This window comes from Falsiphaeobacter marinintestinus, assembly GCF_007923355.1.
Taxonomy (GTDB): domain Bacteria; phylum Pseudomonadota; class Alphaproteobacteria; order Rhodobacterales; family Rhodobacteraceae; genus Phaeobacter_A; species Phaeobacter_A marinintestinus.
Map to the genome: position 1 here is coordinate 26300 of NZ_VOGO01000018.1, position 19498 is coordinate 45797.

The 19498-nt window shown below is 58.1% G+C and carries 16 protein-coding genes and 1 tRNA gene; 11 read left to right on the top strand and 6 right to left on the bottom strand.

All coding sequences use genetic code 11. The features are described from left to right. Window positions 1-157 precede the first annotated feature (157 nt). On the bottom strand, window positions 158-1477 hold the full coding sequence (locus tag FOY56_RS22045) for a mechanosensitive ion channel family protein (RefSeq protein WP_146348346.1): 1320 nt from the start codon (window positions 1475-1477) through the stop codon (window positions 158-160). A gap of 349 nt (window positions 1478-1826) precedes the next feature. Between FOY56_RS22045 and leuC the strand changes: the two genes are divergently transcribed. The 5 genes from leuC (at window position 1827) to FOY56_RS22075 (ending at window position 7000) form a co-directional block, all read left to right on the top strand. Then, on the top strand, window positions 1827-3233 hold the full coding sequence (gene leuC, locus FOY56_RS22055) for a 3-isopropylmalate dehydratase large subunit (protein WP_146348317.1): 1407 nt from the start codon (window positions 1827-1829) through the stop codon (window positions 3231-3233). Between the two features lie 148 nt (window positions 3234-3381). After that, window positions 3382-3933 carry an HdeD family acid-resistance protein gene (locus FOY56_RS22060; protein ID WP_146348318.1) on the top strand — a complete coding sequence of 184 codons (552 nt, stop codon included), beginning with the start codon at window positions 3382-3384 and terminating at the stop codon, window positions 3931-3933. A gap of 165 nt (window positions 3934-4098) precedes the next feature. After that, entirely contained in the window at window positions 4099-4704 is a 606-nt protein-coding gene (leuD, locus tag FOY56_RS22065; protein ID WP_146348319.1) for a 3-isopropylmalate dehydratase small subunit, read from the top strand. A gap of 377 nt (window positions 4705-5081) precedes the next feature. Continuing rightward, complete coding sequence (locus FOY56_RS22070) at window positions 5082-5915, top strand: hypothetical protein (RefSeq protein ID WP_146348320.1); 834 nt, start codon at window positions 5082-5084, stop codon at window positions 5913-5915. Then, entirely contained in the window at window positions 5912-7000 is a 1089-nt protein-coding gene (locus FOY56_RS22075; protein ID WP_146348321.1) for an endonuclease/exonuclease/phosphatase family protein, read from the top strand. Before FOY56_RS22070 ends, FOY56_RS22075 begins: the two co-directional genes overlap by 4 nt. On the opposite strand, the gene FOY56_RS22080 is transcribed toward FOY56_RS22075, so the two are convergent. After that, window positions 6947-7855, bottom strand: coding sequence for a sugar nucleotide-binding protein (locus FOY56_RS22080; RefSeq protein ID WP_146348322.1), 909 nt, complete (start codon window positions 7853-7855; stop codon window positions 6947-6949). The two genes, FOY56_RS22075 and FOY56_RS22080, sit on opposite strands and share 54 nt — an antisense overlap. A 101-nt stretch (window positions 7856-7956) precedes the next feature. Between FOY56_RS22080 and FOY56_RS22085 the strand changes: the two genes are divergently transcribed. Together FOY56_RS22085 and leuB are read left to right on the top strand one after the other, a co-directional pair. Continuing rightward, window positions 7957-8853, top strand: coding sequence for a LysR family transcriptional regulator (locus FOY56_RS22085; protein ID WP_146348323.1), 897 nt, complete (start codon window positions 7957-7959; stop codon window positions 8851-8853). Between the two features lie 69 nt (window positions 8854-8922). Further along, window positions 8923-10029: a 3-isopropylmalate dehydrogenase gene (gene leuB / locus FOY56_RS22090; RefSeq protein ID WP_146348324.1), complete on the top strand. Its 1107-nt coding sequence runs from the start codon at window positions 8923-8925 to the stop codon at window positions 10027-10029. Here leuB and FOY56_RS22095 read toward each other — a convergent pair. Continuing rightward, complete coding sequence (locus FOY56_RS22095; RefSeq protein WP_146348325.1) at window positions 10026-11627, bottom strand: Na/Pi cotransporter family protein; 1602 nt, start codon at window positions 11625-11627, stop codon at window positions 10026-10028. The genes leuB and FOY56_RS22095 overlap by 4 nt on opposite strands. A 124-nt stretch (window positions 11628-11751) precedes the next feature. Between FOY56_RS22095 and FOY56_RS22100 the strand changes: the two genes are divergently transcribed. Continuing rightward, window positions 11752-11828, top strand: a tRNA-Pro gene (locus FOY56_RS22100). Window positions 11829-11926: 98 nt separating this feature from the next. On the opposite strand, the gene FOY56_RS22105 is transcribed toward FOY56_RS22100, so the two are convergent. Next, window positions 11927-12460 (bottom strand): Hint domain-containing protein, encoded by a 534-nt coding sequence (locus FOY56_RS22105; RefSeq protein ID WP_146348326.1) that lies wholly within the window; start codon window positions 12458-12460, stop codon window positions 11927-11929. Window positions 12461-12622: 162 nt separating this feature from the next. Here FOY56_RS22105 and FOY56_RS22110 point away from each other — a divergent pair. Beyond that, window positions 12623-13719, top strand: a protein-coding gene (locus FOY56_RS22110) for an IS3 family transposase (protein ID WP_146348327.1) whose coding sequence is annotated in 2 segments (ribosomal slippage) — window positions 12623-12872 and window positions 12872-13719 — 1098 coding nt in all. Because the reading frame shifts where the segments join, the coding sequence is not laid out codon by codon here. A 709-nt stretch (window positions 13720-14428) separates the two neighbouring features. Here the strand turns inward: FOY56_RS22110 and cls are convergent. Beyond that, window positions 14429-15859, bottom strand: a complete 1431-nt coding sequence (gene cls, locus FOY56_RS22115) for a cardiolipin synthase (protein WP_146348328.1) — start codon at window positions 15857-15859, stop codon at window positions 14429-14431. 277 nt (window positions 15860-16136) lie between these two features. After that, window positions 16137-16532, bottom strand: coding sequence for a RidA family protein (locus FOY56_RS22120; protein WP_146348329.1), 396 nt, complete (start codon window positions 16530-16532; stop codon window positions 16137-16139). A 298-nt stretch (window positions 16533-16830) separates the two neighbouring features. Here FOY56_RS22120 and FOY56_RS22125 point away from each other — a divergent pair, with 298 nt between their 5' ends. Next, complete coding sequence (locus FOY56_RS22125; protein ID WP_146348330.1) at window positions 16831-18015, top strand: amidohydrolase family protein; 1185 nt, start codon at window positions 16831-16833, stop codon at window positions 18013-18015. After that, window positions 18012-19418, top strand: coding sequence for an FAD-binding oxidoreductase (locus tag FOY56_RS22130; RefSeq protein ID WP_146348331.1), 1407 nt, complete (start codon window positions 18012-18014; stop codon window positions 19416-19418). Before FOY56_RS22125 ends, FOY56_RS22130 begins: the two co-directional genes overlap by 4 nt. Window positions 19419-19498: the final 80 nt, after the last annotated feature.

The following is a 19498-nucleotide window of genomic DNA, read 5'->3' on the forward strand; positions in this document are numbered from 1 at the left end:
CCGATCATCAGCGGCCAGTGCCGCCTCTGCTTGGATTGACAGGACATTGTCCTCCTTCTGGCACGCCTCATGTCCCCGGCGCTGGGGTACTTAGAAAGTAGCAAGTGCGGCATCACATTTCAATGAATGCGGGCACATTGTCGGCGAATGGCCGCCTTCAGTGCCCTTCTTGCTGCACTTGCACACTTACCGCGTCGTTGACAACCCGTACTTCGCGTTGCGGGAACGGGATCGAAATACCGTTGTCTTTGAACGCATCCCACAGCGAAAGAAAGACATCGCCGCGCACATTCGTCAGGCCCGCCGTTGGATCAATGATCCAGAATCGCAGTACATAATCCACGCTGCTGTCTCCATACCCCACGATATGGCACACAGGATTGTATTTGTCCGACAAGACCCGCGGCACACGTTTGGCCGCTTCGATCGCGACACGGCGCACGACGTGGGGATCGTCCTGATAGGCCGCTCCGAAAGAGATATCCAGCCGGACACGGTCGTTCGAATACGTCCAGTTGACGACCTGCCCCGTGATCAGATCTTCATTCGGGATCAGATATTCGCGCCCGTCCCGGGTCACCACCGACACATACCGGGCCCCCAGCGAATCGATCCATCCAAAGGTTTCGCCCAGCGAAATCACATCCCCGGGCTTGATCGACCGGTCCAGCAGGATAATGATCCCCGACACCAGGTTCGACACGACTTTTTGCAGACCGAAACCGATACCGACACCGATGGCACCCGACAGGATCGCCAGTCCCGACAAATCAAAGCCCAGCGCCTGCACACCGAACAGAAAGATGAACCCGTAAAGCACGACCTGAACTGTCTTGATGCCCAGCACCTGCATCGATGGCGAGATATCTTCGTTGCGCCTGAGCGTGTTCCGGACACCTTGGGTGATCAGTCGCGCCACGGTCATCATCAAGGCGATCAGCAGCACGGCCTCGATCAAGGTCAGCAGTGACAGGCGCAGCGTTCCGACACCAATTGCAATGGTATCCAAAAACACTGTGGCTTCGTCCAGCAAGCCCAGTGCCAGAAATGTTGCATAGGCCCAGAGCGACCATTTGACGACACTGCGCAGGGCCCGATTTCGAACCAGGCGCGTCCCCAGTCCGATAACAAGCCAGGCCGCCGCCATCGTCGCGAACACGCCGATGATGCGGCTTCGCGACGGCCAGGTAACTTCTTGCATGATCAGATATACAGACCAGGACAGGATCACGAAGTAGAGCAGGGTCAGCCGGTTCCGAACTTGAACCAGCGTCCGCAACCGCCATTTCGGCCACTTGGCGCGGGCCCGCATCCAGTCGTCGAACCGGCGCTCGGTCAGGTACCGCAACACATACGACACGCCAACAAGTGCCACCAGGATCAGCAACTGGTATTGCCTCCAACCCGGAGTGGTGGCGACATCCCAAAGCCCGCTCAGCCAGTCAGTCAGCGATTGTGCGGCCTCTTGCGGAGTCATCGGAAGAGTCGTTTCCACAACGGTCCCGCTTTTGGTCGCTGCGGTTGCCGTCTGCGGTGCTTGCGAGACTGAATCCTGGTCCATACATCGTCCTGACCTGCAAATTCCGGCTGGAACGATGACGTGGCGGCCGGGGTAACGGCGATTAAGTCACGTTTCGCTGCTTGATTGCAACACGGCACACGCGTATCTGATCCGGCATGATACCTGTTCTGGCACCAAGACTCGACATTCAGGACCGCGCCCGCTTGCGCGAGCGGTTTTTCGGGGCTGCCCGCTCGGTGTTGGCGCGCCTATAAGCGCCGTCCGCCCCTCGCCAGCCAATTTCACGACAAACGGGAGAGAACCGATGTCCCCCAAAACACTGTACGACAAGATCTGGGACGCGCATGTGGCGCACGAAGCCGAAGACGGCACCAGCCTGCTTTATATCGACCGCCATCTGGTCCACGAAGTGACCAGCCCGCAAGCCTTTGAAGGCCTGCGCATGGCCGGTCGCCCGGTTCACGCTCCGGACAAGACCATCGCCGTTCCGGACCACAACGTGCCCACCACGCCCGGTCGCGAAGATCCGTCAAACATGACTGCAGACAGCGCAATTCAGGTCGCTGCGCTGGATAAGAACGCCAAGGATTTTGGCATTCACTATTATCCCGTGTCCGACGTCCGTCAGGGCATCGTGCATATCGTTGGCCCCGAACAGGGCTGGACGCTGCCCGGCATGACCGTCGTCTGCGGTGACTCGCATACTGCGACCCATGGCGCGTTCGGCGCGCTGGCCCATGGTATTGGAACGTCAGAAGTTGAACACGTTCTGGCCACCCAGACGCTGATCCAGAAGAAATCCAAGAACATGAAGGTCGAAATCACCGGCAAATTGCAGCCCGGTGTGACCGCCAAGGACATCACTTTGGCCGTGATCGGTGAAACCGGTACAGCTGGCGGCACCGGTTATGTGATCGAATACTGCGGCGAAGCGATCCGCGATCTGTCGATGGAAGGCCGCATGACCGTCTGTAATATGGCGATCGAAGGCGGCGCACGTGCGGGCCTGATCGCACCGGACGAAAAAACCTTTGAATACGTCAAGGGCCGCCCCCACGCGCCGAAAGGCGCACAATGGGAAGCGGCGCTGGCATGGTGGAAGACGCTTTATTCCGATGACGACGCACATTGGGACAAGGTCGTTACCCTGAAGGGTGAAGACATCGCGCCTGTCGTCACCTGGGGCACCTCGCCCGAAGACGTGCTGCCGATCACCGCAAATGTGCCCAGCCCCGAAGACTTCGAAGGCGGCAAAGTCGAAGCCGCTGCTCGGTCGTTGGAGTATATGGGCCTCAAGCCCGGCACACCGCTGAGCGAAGTCGAAATCGACACTGTCTTTATCGGATCTTGTACGAATGGCCGGATCGAAGATCTGCGTGCTGCCGCTGAGATCGTGAAGGGCAAAAAGATCAAGGAAGGCATGCGCGCCATGGTCGTTCCGGGCTCGGGTCTTGTCCGCGCGCAGGCCGAAGAAGAAGGTCTGGCTGACATCTTTAAAGACGCCGGGTTTGAATGGCGTCTGGCCGGATGTTCGATGTGTCTGGCGATGAACCCCGACCAGTTGCAGCCGGGCGAACGCTGTGCATCGACTTCGAACCGCAACTTCGAAGGTCGTCAGGGTCGTGGAGGCCGCACCCACCTGCTCAGCCCCGCAATGGCAGCAGCCGCAGCCGTAACCGGCAAGCTGACCGACATTCGCGATCTGACCTGACCCGGTCAGCGGGCTCATCAGGCAGCGATGTGAATTGGGGATGGGGGATCGGCACAGCCGGTCCCCCCATTGTTTTTAAACAAGGACTGACAAGTTGCCGCAGTCTGTTATAGTGCCTCCGAAACTTACCATCACAAGGACTGGTGAAATGAAGGAATGGGTAAAGTGGCTCTTATTGGGCCTGCTTTCGATAGTGTTCGGCGTATTTGTTCTGGGCGCTCCGGTAGTGGCTTCGATTGCCGTGACCGTTACCGCGGGGGTCCTGCTTTTGATCAGCGGTGCCGTTCAAGCTGTTGCCGGCTTTACGGCTGAAGGAACCGGGAACAAGATTCTGACCATCCTGATGGGTCTGTTGATGCTGTTTCTGGGTTGGTCGTTTCTGGCACACCCGTTGCAGGGCACAATTTCGCTGTCGATGCTGGTTCTGATCTTGTTTCTGGCCAACGGCATCTTGCGGATTGTCTTTTCCTTCCAGATGCGCGGAACCCAATACTTCTGGCCAACGCTGCTTTCCGGTGTTCTGACGCTGGTTCTGGCCGGAATCATCTGGAACTATGCCGCTGCCGATCCGGCCTGGTTGCTGCAGCTGCTGGGCATCCTGCTGGGGATCGAGTTGATCTTTAATGGGGTCGGGTTGGTCTTCCTGGCGTTGTTCTTGCGCAATGCGGGCGACGACATCCGCGAAGCACTGTCAGAGTAAACCCGACGGCAAAAAGGCGGGACCAGCCCCTGGTCCCGCCACGCAACTGGACCCGTCCAGCGCGCCAGATCCAAAGCCCAGTTTTTGATCGCTCTATGACAATCCAACACCTTGTTTTCGGCCATGCGACGTGATTAAAACCGTCAACTCGAAAAGGAGCGTCCGATGGACAAGTTCGAAAAACTGACTGGCGTCGCGGCGCCGATGCCCATGATCAACGTCGATACGGACATGATCATCCCCAAGCAGTTTCTGAAAACCATCAAACGGTCGGGCCTTGGTGTAAACCTGTTCGACGAAATGCGCTTTGACGATGATGGCAACGAGATCCCCGATTTCGTGCTGAACCAGCCTGCCTATCGCAATGCCGAAATCCTTGTCGCCGGTGACAATTTCGGCTGCGGATCATCGCGCGAACACGCCCCCTGGGCAATCAAGGACTTTGGCATCCGTTGCGTGATTGCACCCAGCTTTGCCGACATCTTCTTTAACAACTGCTTCAAGAATGGCATCCTGCCGATCGTGTTGCCACAGGAAGACGTCGATAAGCTGATGGACGACGCCCAGCGCGGCTCGAACGCGGTGCTGACAATTGATCTGGAAAACCAGACGATCAGCGGACCCGACGGTGGCGAGATCGCCTTTGAAGTCGATGCTTTCCGCAAGCATTGCCTTCTGAACGGTCTGGACGATATTGGCCTGACTCTGGAAAAAGCCGGCGCCATCCAAAGCTTTGAAACCAAAGCTGCGCAAGAGCGCCCCTGGGTCTGATTCCTCTGGCCATCTCCTATGAAAAAGCCGCGCCTATGCGCGGCTTTTTTGGTTTTGGCGCATGACCTAGCTCCCATTTCGAAAGATTTACGACCCGCGAAATTTGCAAATTAGTTAAGCATTCGGGCCAAGCCACAACATCTTGTGAACATGTGAAAAATTGCGCAGTGCCATTAACCAAATGATGCAAAGAGGCACCAGTCTCACCACGTTTTCGCCTTAAATCAATCGTTTGCTGACCGGCGTCTTGAGCGACGGAGCAAATGGCGGCACAAATAAGGCCAAAATGAGGCAACCCGCTCGCTCAAAGAGTGGAAATCAAGTTGGAACAAAGGCACGGCAACGAACCGGCCTGTCCAAGTTGAAGGGAACGGACAGTGTTTGCACGCTTCGTCGGCGCCGCGATGCGCGGATTTTCAGTGGCAGTATTGGTGGCAGCACCCTCTTTATTGCTGCCAGCGCATGCCGTGGGCTCGGCGGAAGTCATCGTACTTCTGGCGCTGCTGGCGGGTGGTCTGACCTTCGCTGAATACAGCTCGACCTACCCTAGTATTGTTGAGTTCCGGGATGCTCCGCCACTGAATCGCATGCGCTTTATCGCTTTGACGGTTATGGTCTTGTCGCTGACACTGATCCTGAAACATCGCCATGAGCCCAGCAACCTGACCGAGTTGTTCGCCGGACTTGGTTATTTGGCCACCGGGGCGATCGATTTCCCGTATTCGCCTGTCCGTCTGATGGTTCTGACTCTGCCACCCGATGCGTCGGACTATACGCTGGCCTCTGTCAGGGTCACGGCCGGGGTGTCCTATCTGATCGCGCTTGTCACGGTCGGCGCGTTTATGTTCCACGTTCGCGCCTTGAACTGGCCTTTGGCAAACGGCGCGTTCAACGTCTGGATCAACCTGCCTTTGTTCGACCCCACAACCGGAGGTGATGTTGTCCGCCGCTTGCAACGTGATGGGCGCGTCAACACCATCCTTGGCCTTTTGTTACCATTTCTGATTCCGGCTGTCGTCAAAGCCGGTTCTGACATTATCGATCCGCTGACCTTGACCAACCCGCATACATTGGTCTGGACGATGGCCGCTTGGGCCTTCCTCCCCGCCAGCATGATCATGCGCGGCACCGCGATGCTTCGCGTTGCAGAACTGATCGCGGCCAAACGGCAGCGCGCCTATGCCAACGCCGAGTCTGCCCAGACCGTATGATTCAGCTGCGCGTAGCTGCGGTTCTGATCCTTCTCAGCATTGCGCCCACCTATGCTGACTCGGTTCGTATCGCCACATTCAATGTAGAACTGCAACGCGCCGGTCCGGGGCTACTGCTGCGCGACATCCTGAAAGGCAAAGATTCACAGATCAATGCCGCCGCAAACGTGATTGTCCGGAACCGTCCCGACATTCTGGCGCTGCAGGGCTTTGATTGGGACTATGACACCGTCGCACTGAAGGCGTTTAACACCCGACTAAAGGCAGACGGACACGGCTTTGCACACCTACTGGCGCTGCAACCCAATTCCGGGTTTGCGACCGATCTGGACCTGAACGAAGACGGTCGGCTGGGACATGCCGCCGATGCACAGGGGTTCGGAGAATTCACCGGACAGGGCGGTATCGCTGTTCTGTCTCGTTTCCCAATCGACGTGGGCGGTGTGCAGGATTTCTCAGATGTCCTTTGGCGCGACCTGCCGGAGGCCCTGCTGCCGGAAACACCGGTCAAAACCCCCTTTCCGTCCGAAGATGCGCTGGCCATTCAGCGTCTTTCCAGCACAGGCCACTGGGCCGTTCCCATTCAGATCGCCAAGGACCAGCACATCACGCTCTTGACCTTTCAGGCCGGGCCGCCGGTTTTTGACGGCCCCGAAGACCGCAATGGCCGACGCAACCATGACGAGGTTCTGTTCTGGCGACATTTTCTGGACGGGCACATCGGAACGCCCCCAGCCGGGCCTTTTGTACTGGCTGGGGGTGCCAATCAGGATCCGCATGATGGCGACGGGTTGCATAATGCGATCCGGTCCCTGATCGAAGATCCACGCTTGCAAGATCCAAGGCCCGACAGCCTGGGCGCGTCCATGGCACCGGATCAGGGCCACGCCGGCCCCAATGCGCTGGACACCGTAGATTGGCCGGGACCGGGACGCATGCGCGTAGATCACATCCTGCCCTCTGCCCATTGGACTGTTACCGATGCGGGCGTGTTCTGGCCCGCACCGGACAACCCTGACAGCGCGATGGCCCTAGACGCCAGCCGCCACCGGTTGGTTTGGGTCGACCTGCGTCTGGACAAGTGACTTCGGGATTGCAGACGCAATAGCCAGATGCAGAGGCGTATGGTCGAACCCCGGCAGCAGACCCTCGAACAATGCGCCGTCCAGATGGTGCGGCGTATTCCAGAGATAACGCATTTCCATCAAACACCGCCCCGTCGGCCAAACCGCCCCGGCCAGCCGAATGGGCAGCCAGTTCATCTGCTTAAGGCGAACCGGGGCTTGCGTCGCGGCCTGCACTCCCGCCCGGAGATCCTCGCTCGTTAATGTATACCCCGGGAACGGGATGTCACAGAACACTGGGAGCTCTACACGTTTCTCAGCCAGTTCAACCGCCGCGCGGCAAAGGTCGGGCAAATATGTCCAAGCATGTGGGATATTCGGATTGCCCGGATAGGTGAAGACGCCTTTTTTCAACCCCTTGATCATGATCATGTCAAACCAGTTGCCCGACGTCTGGGTATCAAGAAAATCTCCGGTCCGCAGGATGATCGTGCGCACACCGGACCGGCGATATGCCTCTTCCATATCGATCCGTATCCGACCCAGCGGGTTCCTTGCCTGATAGGGCGAACGTTCTGACCACGGCGCAGGCGTGTCTTCGCCAAAAACATAGACGTTCCCCGGTATGATCACGGTCGCCCGCGCCTGGCGGGCCGCTTCTATCACCTTCGCATGCAAGGCGGGCACCTGCGCCGCCCAGTCGGGGTACTCCGGGTTCCAGGCATTGACGATCACATCAGCACCCTGTGCGGCGGTCATCAGGGTATCCGTGGCCCGGTCGAACCTGCGCACGGTCCACCCGGCCTTGGCAAACTGCTCCGCAGCATTTCGCCCGAACCGGCCCGAGGCCCCGAGAATGAGAACCGTTTGTGACATGTCTAACCTCCTGCAGCATATATCTCTGTACGATTGACAATTAGACGCCATGCACGGGCATTCATATTGCATTAGAAGTTTCATGTGGTATTCAATATTGAATGGATATGCCACTTTCCTTGTCTGACTGGTCCCTGATCCCCAGCTTTCTGGCCGTGGCCGAAACCGGATCTTTGTCCGGGGCCGCGCGAAAAATGGGCCGCAGCCAACCGTCGCTGGGCCGCGACATCCGGCTGCTGGAAGCCTCGCTGGGCGTCACCTTGTTCGAACGTCACGCACGGGGCCTGACGTTAAGCGACGTTGGCACCAGCCTTCTGCCTATGGCGCATCAGATGCGCGACACCATGAACGCGCTGGAACTCACCGCTGCCGGTCGGTCGCAGGATACCGGTGGCACCGTGCGGATCACCGCCAGCGTGTTCGCCTCGCACTTCATCCTGCCCCCGATCCTGGCCCGGATCCGTGAAGAAGCCCCTGAAATTCAGCTTGACCTGATGCCATCCGACGCCACCGAAAACCTGCTGTTTCACGAAGCCGACATAGCCGTGCGCATGTACCGCCCAACCCAATTGGATATCGTCACCCGCCAGATCGTCACCCTGAACATGGGCGTCTATGCCGCCCGCAGTTATCTGGACCACAAGGGCTGGCCCCAAACCCCCATCGAAATGATGCAGCACGATCTGGTCGGATTTGACGCCAACGATCTGATCCTCACGCGGATGCGCGAACAGGGCTGGCCCGTGACACGGGATGATTTTGCGGTGCGGTGTGATGATCAGGCGGCCTATTGGCACCTGATCCGCGCAGGGTGCGGCATCGGGTTCAGCCAGCGGGTGGTTGGCAATGCAGATCCGGGCGTGGTTGAACTTGACCTTGGTGTCGACGTCGGACATCTCGAAGTCTGGCTGGCCGCGCACCGCACCATGCGCCAGACCCCGCGCATCCGCCGGGTTTGGGATTTACTGGCCCGGGAACTAGCAGATCTGGACCAATAACACCGCCCCTTGTTGACCCGACGGACGCCAAAGGGTACGCCCGCTGCGATCAATGAACAGGAGACGTCCATGTCCAACCCTTCGCTTCTCATCCTGCCCGGTGACGGGATCGGCCCCGAAGTCATGGCCGAAGTCCGCAAGATCATCGACTGGTACGGCGCCAAGCGCGACCTGACGTTCGATGTCAGCGAAGATCTGGTCGGCGGCTGTGCCTATGACAAGCACGGCACCCCGCTGCACGACGACACCATGGCCAAAGCGCAAGAGGTCGACGCAGTTCTTCTGGGCGCAGTTGGCGGCCCGAAATACGACGATCTGGATTTCTCGGTCAAACCCGAGCGCGGCCTGCTGCGCCTGCGCAAGGAAATGGACCTGTTTTCAAACCTGCGCCCAGCGCAGTGCTTTGACGCTCTGGCCGATTTCTCGTCATTGAAAAAGGACGTGGTCGCCGGTCTGGACATCATGATTGTGCGCGAACTGACGTCCGGCATCTACTTTGGTGAGCCGCGCGGCATCATCAAGGAAGGCAACGAACGCGTCGGCATCAACACCCAGCGGTACACCGAATCTGAAATCGCCCGTGTGGCCCGGTCGGCCTTTGAACTGGCGCGGCGTCGCGGCAACAAGGTCTGCTCGATGGAGAAGGCCAACGTGATGGAATCCGGCATCCTCTGGCGTGACGTGGTGACCGAAATCCACGAAGCTGAATATCCAGATGTTGAACTGTCTCACATGTACGCCGATGCCGGTGCGATGCAGCTGTGCCGCTGGCCCAAGCAGTTCGACGTGATCGTCACAGACAACCTGTTCGGCGACCTGCTGTCAGACGCCGCCGCCATGCTGACCGGATCGCTGGGCATGCTGCCGTCTGCGTCGCTGGGCGCCCCGATGGACAATGGCCGCCCCAAGGCGCTGTACGAACCGGTACATGGCTCGGCACCTGACATTGCCGGACAAGGCAAAGCCAATCCCATCGCCTGCGTGCTCAGCTTTGCCATGGCGCTGCGGTACAGCTTTGACAACGGGGACGAAGCCGACCGTCTGGAACAGGCCGTCGAAACGGTACTGGCCGATGGTCTGCGCACCGCAGATCTTCTGGGCGAAGATGGCGCGACGCCAGTCACAACCTCGGAAATGGGCGATGCCATCATCGCCGCGCTGGACGCCAGCCTTTAATCGATCCTGTCTGCGGCGGTTGTGCCCGCCGCAGGCAACCCTTTGGCGGCCACCTGGTGATAATGGATCATCCGATCCACGTGGTGCAACATCCGGTCCAGCCAGCGCATCGCGTCGGTATGGGCAAACACTTCTGTCACCGAATAGATCCCGGCATGTTCCGCCAGCAACAACGACCGCCGATGTTGATGCCGCCGGTGACTGACGATCTTGTACAGGCGATGCGGGCGCATCATATCCTGGTCTGAAACCGGCTCGACCGAGAGGCGCGCCAAAGACGCGCCAACTGCCAAGGCCGGTCGCCGAAGCATCCGATCCTCCAGCAACGGTTCAATGTGACCTGTCTGATGCGCGCGGGCACTCAGCCGCAGCAGGTGATCGATCTGAAACAGCAGCGCAGAGTAAATCCCTTCCTCTTGCGGCCTGTCATCAGGCAGCCGGATGTCCGACACGAACCCTCGCAGTTCTTCGATCGCCTCGTCGCAGGCTCCGACAGTTGCCAGGCCCCGGTAATCCGGGACGCGCTGCAGCCCCAGTCCGAGGGCATCGAACAAATGACACCCGATGTCCCACGCCGCCGTCTGTGCAGCAAGCAACGCCGAATGCGGATCCTTCAGCAAAACGCGGTCCAGCGTGATCAAGGCAGCCGGACGATGATCGGGGATCAACCTTTCAATGAGACGGGCAAAGGCCGGTGTTGCAGGCAGAAACAACGCTGTCCCCACCAGATTAAAGCCGGTATGAAATACCAACAGCGCCGTTATCTCATCAGTAGCGTCGGCCAGATCCCCAAGCGCCCCGCGCCCCAGAATAAGCAGCGGAAATGCAATCAGCGACGTCACGATGTTGAACAACAGGTTCGCCAGGGCCGTCTGACGCATCGACCGTGATCCACCCAGTGACGCCAGAATGGCGGTGAAGGTGGTGCCGATATTCATCCCGATCACGATCATGCCGGCCTGCGTCAGCGAAATCGATCCGGCCTGAAGCATCACCAACGCCAAAGCCATCGCAGCACTGGACGATTGCATCAGGATCGTGATTCCGACCCCAATGCCAGCCAGTGCGAGAAACCCGAAAAACGTGGGTCCCGGCAGCAGATCGGGCGTGATCACATCACTGACCTCAGACATCCCCGTCTGCATCAGCTCAAGTCCGATCAGCAGCAGGAACAGCCCCGCAAGAACCCGACCGACGCGCGCCACAGCCCCGCGTCCCAACAAATCGGCCATGGCAGCGGGAAACAGCCCGACCATTGCTACTGTTCCCAGCTTCAGCTTGAAACCAAGGATCGACACCAGCCACCCGGTCGCTGTCGTTCCAATATTGGCGCCATACAGAATGCCCAGCGCCTGCGTCATCGAGATCAGACCCGCCCCGACAAACCCGACCGTCATAACTGTCGTGGCGCTGGACGATTGAATGATCATGGTCGACATCGTGCCGGTGGCAACCCCCCGCGCAGGTGTCGTGGTGAACCCCGCCAGCAAATTTCGCAGGTTGCTGCCCGCAGAATCCTTCAGCGCAGCCGTCATGATTTCCATGCCCAGAAGGAACATACCGATGCCACCGAGCAGCAGAAAGATATTGTCATCCATGACATCAACTCCTGCCCGAAGGTGTCCCGCCTGAAACCGGCTTTCAAGCCCTGATTTGCATGGCATCCTGCGCCTGAAACCACTTGCAAAGCGCCACCCACGCGTATAATCCACCCGCCACGGTCGGAGTGTAGCTCAGCCTGGTAGAGCACTGTCTTCGGGAGGCAGGGGTCGGAGGTTCGAATCCTCTCACTCCGACCAAGTCTTAGAGCGAAGTGGCAAATTCGCCGACGTCAATCGAACGTTGTTCGAAACCGCGTGCGAAAACGCTTACTTGGCAGCCGTGACCCCTGAATGCATCATGCACTCAATACGGTTTCTTGGTCGATCTTGCAGCCAATCTTTTTCAAACGACTCATAATGGCTTTGAGCACCTGGCGCGGACTCATGGCACGGGGCAGGGGCAGCTCCTGCATTGCCGGCACAGCGCCATAAAGGGTGTCGAATTCGGCAAAGTTGTCGAACACCCGCCGGCTGACATTATCGACAAAGGTCTCGGTCGGTGCACCATTGGCAAAGATAATCTCGTGGGCGTCGGTTTCGATATGGAAGACGGTATAGCGCTCGCCCATCTCTGCCAATGGCACGCGCGTGATGGTCGTGCCATTCACAAGCGCGCTTGCGTTGCAAAGGACACCCTCTACCAGAATGGCATGATCTGCCGTCACGGTAAGATCTGTATGAGGCAGGTTATCCCCCAGTGATCCCCTAGCAAACCGAACGGGCATCAGGCGCTCCGAAGGCCCAAACAATGCCGAGACCACTTTGCGACCGACCCACTTGACCGGCACGATTGAACCCCCAGAGGTCAAAATAGTTTCGCCTAATGTCAATTCTTCGACCCGTTTTTAACCAAACCCTGTATCAATCCGTGTTCCTTCCAGAAAACAGACAATACCTTGCCCCGGTTGCTAGTGCAGGCAGAGTGGCGGTGACCTGAGCCCCAGAATCTCCTCCAGCTTTGTGTAGAGTCCGCCCAACCAAAGGACGGACCAATGAAGACGAGATTCACCGACGAACAGATCATTCAGATGATCAAGGAACAGGAAGCTGGCGAGAAGACCTCGGACGTGTGCAGGCGCTACGGGATCAGCCAGGGCACTTTCTACAAATACAAATCGAAGTATGGCGGTATGGAACCGTCCGATGCGAAGAAGCTGCGTGCTCTGGAAGCCGAGAACGCCAAGCTGAAGAAGTTGCTGGCCGAGCAGATGCTCGACAACGCAATGCTGCGGGATGTGAACTCAAAAAAGTGGTGACGCCCGATGCCAAGCGGAAGGCGGTGGTTCATCTGATGGACGTTCATCAGGTGAGCCAGCGTCGGGCGTGCTCTGCGCTGGATGTGGATCGTTCGACGGTGCGATATCAATCTCGCCGGGCCGATGATGGTGAGCTACGCGATGCCATGAAGGCTGTGGCCAAGGATCGCCGCCGGTTTGGCTATCGGCGATTGCATGTGATGGTCGAACGACAGGGTTGGCACGTGAACCACAAGAAGTTCCGGCGGATCTATCGCGAAGAGAAGCTCCAAGTGCGCCGCAGGGGCGGTAGAAAGCGGGCTCTGGACACGAGGAAGCCGATGGTGGTGCCAGATGGAGCGAACCAGCGCTGGTCGCTCGACTTCGTCTCTGACGCGCTGACGGACGGCCGCAGGTTTCGTATCCTGACCGTCGTGGATGACCACACGCGGGAGAACCTGGTGCTGGTCGCCGATACATCGCTATCGGGCCTCCGGGTCACGAGGGAGTTGGATCGACTGATTGCCGAGAGGGGCGCACCGAACACCATCGTTTCGGACAATGGCACCGAGTTCACCAGCATGGCCGTGCTCAGATGGGTGCAGGAAACCGGCATCGACTGGCACTACATTGCGCCAGGGAAACCGACCCAGAACGCTTTCATCGAAAGCTTTAACGGCAAGCTGCGTGACGAATGCTTGAACGAGACACTTTTCAGCTCACTGGCCGAGGCTCGCGAGACACTGGAAGCATGGCAAGAGGACTACAACACCCACAGACCACACTCGGCGCTCGGAAATCTGACGCCGAGGGAATTTGCAGAGAAAATGAACATGGACAAACTGGCCGCGTAAGGCCATCAAACCAACCCCAAGGACTCTCCGTGAGGTGGAGGACACTTGGGGCTCAGGTCAGTCAAGGTCCCTGATTCAAAAAAACTGGGGTGAAGTTGTTTAAAATTAGGTCATTCCCTTGAAGGATAACCCCTGAAACCACAGAGTTTCCGATCAAAATTCCGTTTGCGCAAATTTCCACGGAATTAAGAGCATAGGAAGCAAATGGCATCGCGTTCTTCCCGGTTTCGCCCCTCGGGCGTTCATCTATCCAGGCGGCTGTTCAATCAAAGACAACCATCAAACTGTATATAAGTCCACCGACATACCTTAAGCAGATTACCGTCTTCAGAATTCTGCTCTTTAAGGTACCGATCAAGCCTATTGGGTACCCGGTGCAGATGTCTCGGCTTCCGGTGCGCGAGTTGAGCGTGATTGCTGGTTTTGGATGTTTTGATGCAGAGGGCTTTGTTCAAGACAATCGCCGGAGGGACCCTGACGGCCGCCGAGCCACTGGCCATCCCACTGGCCGAAGCGGCCCGGGCCGACGGTATCCCTATAAGCGAAACCGGCGGCGCGACGTTTATGCGGTCCTATAGCAAAACGGTTTCCGCAACACTTCAGGACTTGATAAAACCGGTCGGTGTTCTGCAATGCCAGCGTTGCAGCACCTCTGCGAAATTCCAAATTGATGTCTCCAATACCTGGTGTCCTGATCACAGACGCGCGTTCAAAGGACCGGGCCAACAATGGCCAGCGCGTTGTTCCACAGCCGTTTTGTCCACGGCCAGGCCTGCACCTCCTGCAAGCTGACAGCGGTGCACTCCGCCAGATACTCTTGCTGACGCGCGCGCATGTCGGCGGTCAGGGCCGGATCATGCAGCAGGATGTTGTTCTCATAGTTCAGATCAAAGCTCCGCCTATCCATGTTGGCGGACCCGATCAGCGTGATATCCCCGTCCAGCGTCAGGGATTTGGTGTGTAGAATGCCCTTTTGGTATTCATAGATCTTCACTCCGGCTGTCAGCAGATCAAGGTAATAGCTTTTGCTGGTCGCGCCGACCGCAAAATCATCGTTTCGGGCCGGGAAAATGATTGATGTATCGACCCCGCGATTGGCGGCCGCGCAAAGTGCCGCCTGCATCGAGCCATTCGGAACATAATAGGGCGTCGTGATGAACAATTCGCGGCGCGCGGCGTACATCAGGGTTTCGAACATCTCGGGCATCGCCGAATTGCGCACTGTCGGGCCGGTGCCAACCGCCTGCGCCGTGAACCCGGCTTGAGCGGCGGGCATTGGCTGGAGCAAAACGTCGCTGATGTCTTCGTCGCAATTGGCCATCCAATCACTTGCAAACAGGTGCTGGTTCTGGCGCACCACCGGGCCTTCGAAGCGCATCACCGCGTCCACCCAGGGCGCAAATTTCTTCTTGGGCAAGAATGCCGGGTCGGCGCAATTCTGGCTGCCGCAATAGGTGACGCGGTTGTCGATCACCAAAATCTTGCGGTGATCGCGCAAGTCGACCCGGCCATCAAACATCCGCACCAGCGGGTTGCCGATTTTCAACGCACTTGCCGTGCGCACACCTGCCGCCGCCATATCCTTCCATTGCTGGCTGTGCACCAGGTCGCGCGATCCAAGATCGTCGACCATCGCCCTGCAGGTCACTCCACGTGCTGCCGCCCGTTTCAGGGCTTCGATCATTTTAGTGCCGTTATTGTCGGTCAGCCAGATATAGAACATCAGATGCACGTGGTCTGTCGCCGCGTCGACATCAGCCACCATTTCGTCAATTGTTGCGTCCGAGTCTTTCATCAGACGCGCACGGTTGCCCCCGGTGGCCTGGTACCCGTTGATGGACCCTGCGACGTTGAACAAAGGCGCCACAAGCTCTGGAAGCGCGGGCTGGTTTTCTATGGCGTCCCAACCCGATGCGTCTTCGGGACGGGGCAAGTCATCAAAGACCTTCTTTAGCCGGGAAACTCGTTTGGTCCCAATATTGGTCTCGCCAAGCAGCAGATAGGCAAGCGCGCCAGCGAAGGGCACCGCCAGAACAACCACCATCCATGCCAGCCGCGATGTCGGATCCCTATGCGGGCGCAGGAGAATACGCGCAAGACAGGCGGAAACGACAACAACATGGGCGATCAGCAAGAACATCGCATTTTCTCCTCAATAGCCCCACGACCGACAGCGCGCGCCGCGTCTTTGGTTTTCAACTTGGTGTTTGGTCTTCCAGAGTGTTTAACGCTTTGTGCGCTGTTCGTTTGCCATCGAAAACACCTGCACCAAATCCATGCCTAACATCTCTCGATCTGAGCTTTTCACTTTGCAGACAGTCGATCAAGAGAGGTGTTTTCCCGTGATCACCGGGTCATTCCAATGATGCCCCCCCATTCTTTCGACCCGCGCACCCGCTGTGTTGGCGCGGCATGGATCAAGGCGCTGCCGCCCATACCTCGATTTCGACCTTGAACTCGGGCCGAGTAAATCCAGAAACGATGATCAGGGTTGAAGATGGCAGGTCATCGTCGGCTCGGTCCTGCAAGAACTGATCACGCGCCCGCATATATCCCTCCATATGCGCCCGGTCGGTGACATAAGCGCTGACATGGATGACATCCCCGGCCCCCATCCCGGCACTGGCGAGGATTTGTGTGATGTTGGCAAAGCAAAGCTGCGCCTGATCGTACGATTCTTCCGGAATTTTCCCATTTTTGGCCACCCCCAATTGCCCTGAGGTCCTGACAATCCGGTGCGTGGGTGGAATTTCCACCCCATGGGCATAACGAGCGAAGGGCGGGGCGATTGTATCTGGGGTCAGGGATTTCATTGGATCTTCCTTTGGTCCTCAAGACCCACTCTTGCCCGACTCGGTCATTTTTGACAGAAAGATACGCAATCTCTGGCACAGATCGAACCTTAGGGCCACGCAACGCATCTTTAGCGAAAGGACGCGGCTTGATCATATGTACGCCAAGGGCCCGATCAGGGCATGAACCGGAACGTGACCGGAGTGTCACCGGCCCAAAGTCGACTGACTGTCAAACAAATCCCCTCGGGCTTTTTTCTGGGCTGAATGATCAATGTACCCGATCCCCGACACACACTTTTGATGCGGGCTCGGCGCTATGACCGATCAATACATCGTCTCAAATATCAGGGTCCCTGCCGCATTTACGGACTCAGGTCAGGAATTTCATGGCGACCTCGTGATCGGCGGGGGCCATGTGGTCTCCCTTCGGTCAGCGCCCACATCAGATCCACGGCTTGTCATCCCGGCGCTGGTCGACGCGCATTGCCATTTGGACAAGTGCCACACGATTGACCGCCTGCCGGATGTGGGGGGCGACCTTGCCCATGCGATTACCGCCCAAGCCCGTGACAAGGCAAACTGGACCGTTACTGACCTTCGTGCCCGGGCGTCGCGCGGGGTGAACGAACTTGTCACTTCAGGGTGCCGCATCGCCCGGTCGCATTTGGACTGGGGTGATACAGCGGCCCCTCCTCTGGCTTGGTCCGTTCTGTCTGAACTGGCGCAAGACACCGCGCCGGACATCGACCTGACGCTTTGCCCGCTTGTAGACTGCGATCTGTGGCAGGACCCGGTCGCCGGATCATCGATTGCACGCACTGCGGCCAGCCGAAATAGCGCGCTGGGGTGTTTTCTGTTCAATCAGCCAAACCGGCGCATCGCGGTCAAGGCAATGTTTGCCCTTGCCGAACAGTTTGGAACACCCCTTGATTTCCATGTCGACGAAGGGTTGTCCGATGGGCTGGACGGATTGAAAATTATTGCCGACGCTGCGATTGAAACCGGGTTTCAGGGGCCCGTTCTATGCGGTCATGCCTGCAGTTTGATGAACCTGCACGGCAATGATCTTGGTAGGCTTCTGGACAAGCTGTTGGCCGCCAATATCACGGTTGCTGCACTGCCGACGACCAACCTCTACCTGCAGGGCCGCACCAATGGCACGCCAGACCGACGTGGGCTGACCCGACTAAGGGAACTGCGTGATGCAGGCGTCCCGATTGTACTGGCCTCGGACAACGTTGCTGACGCGTTTTGCCCGGTCGGGCAACATGATCCGATGGCCGCCCTGCATCTGGCCATTCTGGCAGGCCACCTCGACCCGCCCCTTGACCGTTGGCTGAGTACAATCACCACAGATGCAGCCCGCGCATTGGGGCGAGACCCGATCACGGTTCTTGGGGCTGACATTCGCGACCTTAGGGTGTCAGACGCCAGGTCTCTGCCCAGTCTTGTCTCGGGCAGCATGCCCCTGACGGCCTTTCCGAAAGGAGACACAGCATGACATCAATCTCAGGAAAAACAGACATCGATTGGGAGGCGTTCGCCAAAGCCCTAGCCCCGGTTGAGATCATCACCGATACCGTTCTGGTCAAGAAACGGTCACGCGACTTCTTCTGGTACAGCCCGATCCTGAACGCAGAGCTAAAAAAGTGCTTCGGGGATCTCGTGGCGCGCCCCAAGACCACCGAAGAACTCGCGCATGTCTTGAAGGTCGCCTATGCCCACAACGCGCCAATCGTTCTGCGCGGCGGTGGCACCGGAAATTACGGCCAGGCGGTACCGGTGGATGGCGGGTTGATCGTTGAAACCACGGCAATGAATCGCATTCTGGAAATCGGGGATGGGTTTGTGCGCTGCGAGGGCGGCGCGATCATTGCAAACGTAAACGCCGCTTTGAAGGAACAAGGTTGGGAGTTGGCCATGTTCCCGTCAACTCAGGACATCGCCACCATTGGCGGTTTTGTCGCCGGAGGGTCGTCGGGGATCGGGTCTGTTGCGCATGGGATGCTGCGCAGCGATGGCAACCTGATCGCGCTTAAGGCGATGTCAGTCGTTGACGACCCGCAAGAACACCTGTTCGAAGGCGAGGACGCTTTGCAGATCCATCACGCCTGGGGCATGAACGGTGCCATCACCGAAGTCACACTGCGCACCGTGCCAGCCCGAAACTGGATCGGGTGCATGGCGACATTCGATGCGTATGAACAGGCCTATGCTGCTGGCTGCGCGCTGACCACGGCCCCCGATGTTTCGCCCAAGCTGGTCAGCACCGTCGATGCCCGCATCACTGCTTACTTCCCCAAGCTTGCCGGGCATATCCGCCCAAACCGGCACTTACTGGTTTCACTGATCCCGCAAGAGGATGTAGACGCGTTCAGGGGGCTGATCGAAACCGAAGGTGGCCATGTCGATCTGATCATGGACGATGCTGAACGGCAGGCAAAAAACCTGCCACATGTCTTCGAATTTTCCTACAATCACACGACGCTCCAAGTGCTGAAGGCCGACAGGTCGGCCACCTATCAGCAAATCGGCTGCCCGATTCCCCCTGACCCGGCAAAAATCGCGGCTGTCAGGCCGGAACTTGGCGATGATGTCTGGATGCATCACGAGTTCGCGAGGCTGGATGGACAGGTCGTGACATTTGATCTGCCGATCATCTGGTATTCGACCACAGAGCGTCTGAACAAGATCAACACGATCTATGAGGCCCATCAACACAGTGTTTACGACGCGCATACATGGCACGTCGAAGGCGCCGGATTGAAGAATACAGACTATCGCCATCTTGCCTGGAAGAAGCGTATGGACCCGAAAGGGCTGTTAAACAGTGCCAAATCGCAGGTTTGGCAACAGATCTGCCATCTGGAGCCTGATCAGATCGAAAAGTTGGGAACGACATGATTTGGTGCCGAAAGCGACTTGCCCTGTTTCGGATGCGTCAATCCGGGGATGAAACCGCATAAAAACGACATATGTCAGAT

Bases quoted from the DNA above. Each gene is read 5' to 3' on its own strand.
- FOY56_RS22045 (WP_146348346.1), bottom strand. From the start codon at position 1,477: ATGACTCCGCAAGAGGCCGCACAATCGCTGACTGACTGGCTGAGCGGG.
- leuC (WP_146348317.1), top strand. From the start codon at position 1,827: ATGTCCCCCAAAACACTGTACGACAAGATCTGGGACGCGCATGTGGCG.
- FOY56_RS22060 (WP_146348318.1), top strand. From the start codon at position 3,382: ATGAAGGAATGGGTAAAGTGGCTCTTATTGGGCCTGCTTTCGATAGTG.
- leuD (WP_146348319.1), top strand. From the start codon at position 4,099: ATGGACAAGTTCGAAAAACTGACTGGCGTCGCGGCGCCGATGCCCATG.
- FOY56_RS22075 (WP_146348321.1), top strand. From the start codon at position 5,912: ATGATTCAGCTGCGCGTAGCTGCGGTTCTGATCCTTCTCAGCATTGCG.
- FOY56_RS22080 (WP_146348322.1), bottom strand. From the start codon at position 7,855: ATGTCACAAACGGTTCTCATTCTCGGGGCCTCGGGCCGGTTCGGGCGA.
- FOY56_RS22085 (WP_146348323.1), top strand. From the start codon at position 7,957: ATGGATATGCCACTTTCCTTGTCTGACTGGTCCCTGATCCCCAGCTTT.
- leuB (WP_146348324.1), top strand. From the start codon at position 8,923: ATGTCCAACCCTTCGCTTCTCATCCTGCCCGGTGACGGGATCGGCCCC.
- FOY56_RS22095 (WP_146348325.1), bottom strand. From the start codon at position 11,627: ATGGATGACAATATCTTTCTGCTGCTCGGTGGCATCGGTATGTTCCTT.
- cls (WP_146348328.1), bottom strand. From the start codon at position 15,859: ATGTTCTTGCTGATCGCCCATGTTGTTGTCGTTTCCGCCTGTCTTGCG.
- FOY56_RS22120 (WP_146348329.1), bottom strand. From the start codon at position 16,532: ATGAAATCCCTGACCCCAGATACAATCGCCCCGCCCTTCGCTCGTTAT.
- FOY56_RS22125 (WP_146348330.1), top strand. From the start codon at position 16,831: ATGACCGATCAATACATCGTCTCAAATATCAGGGTCCCTGCCGCATTT.
- FOY56_RS22130 (WP_146348331.1), top strand. From the start codon at position 18,012: ATGACATCAATCTCAGGAAAAACAGACATCGATTGGGAGGCGTTCGCC.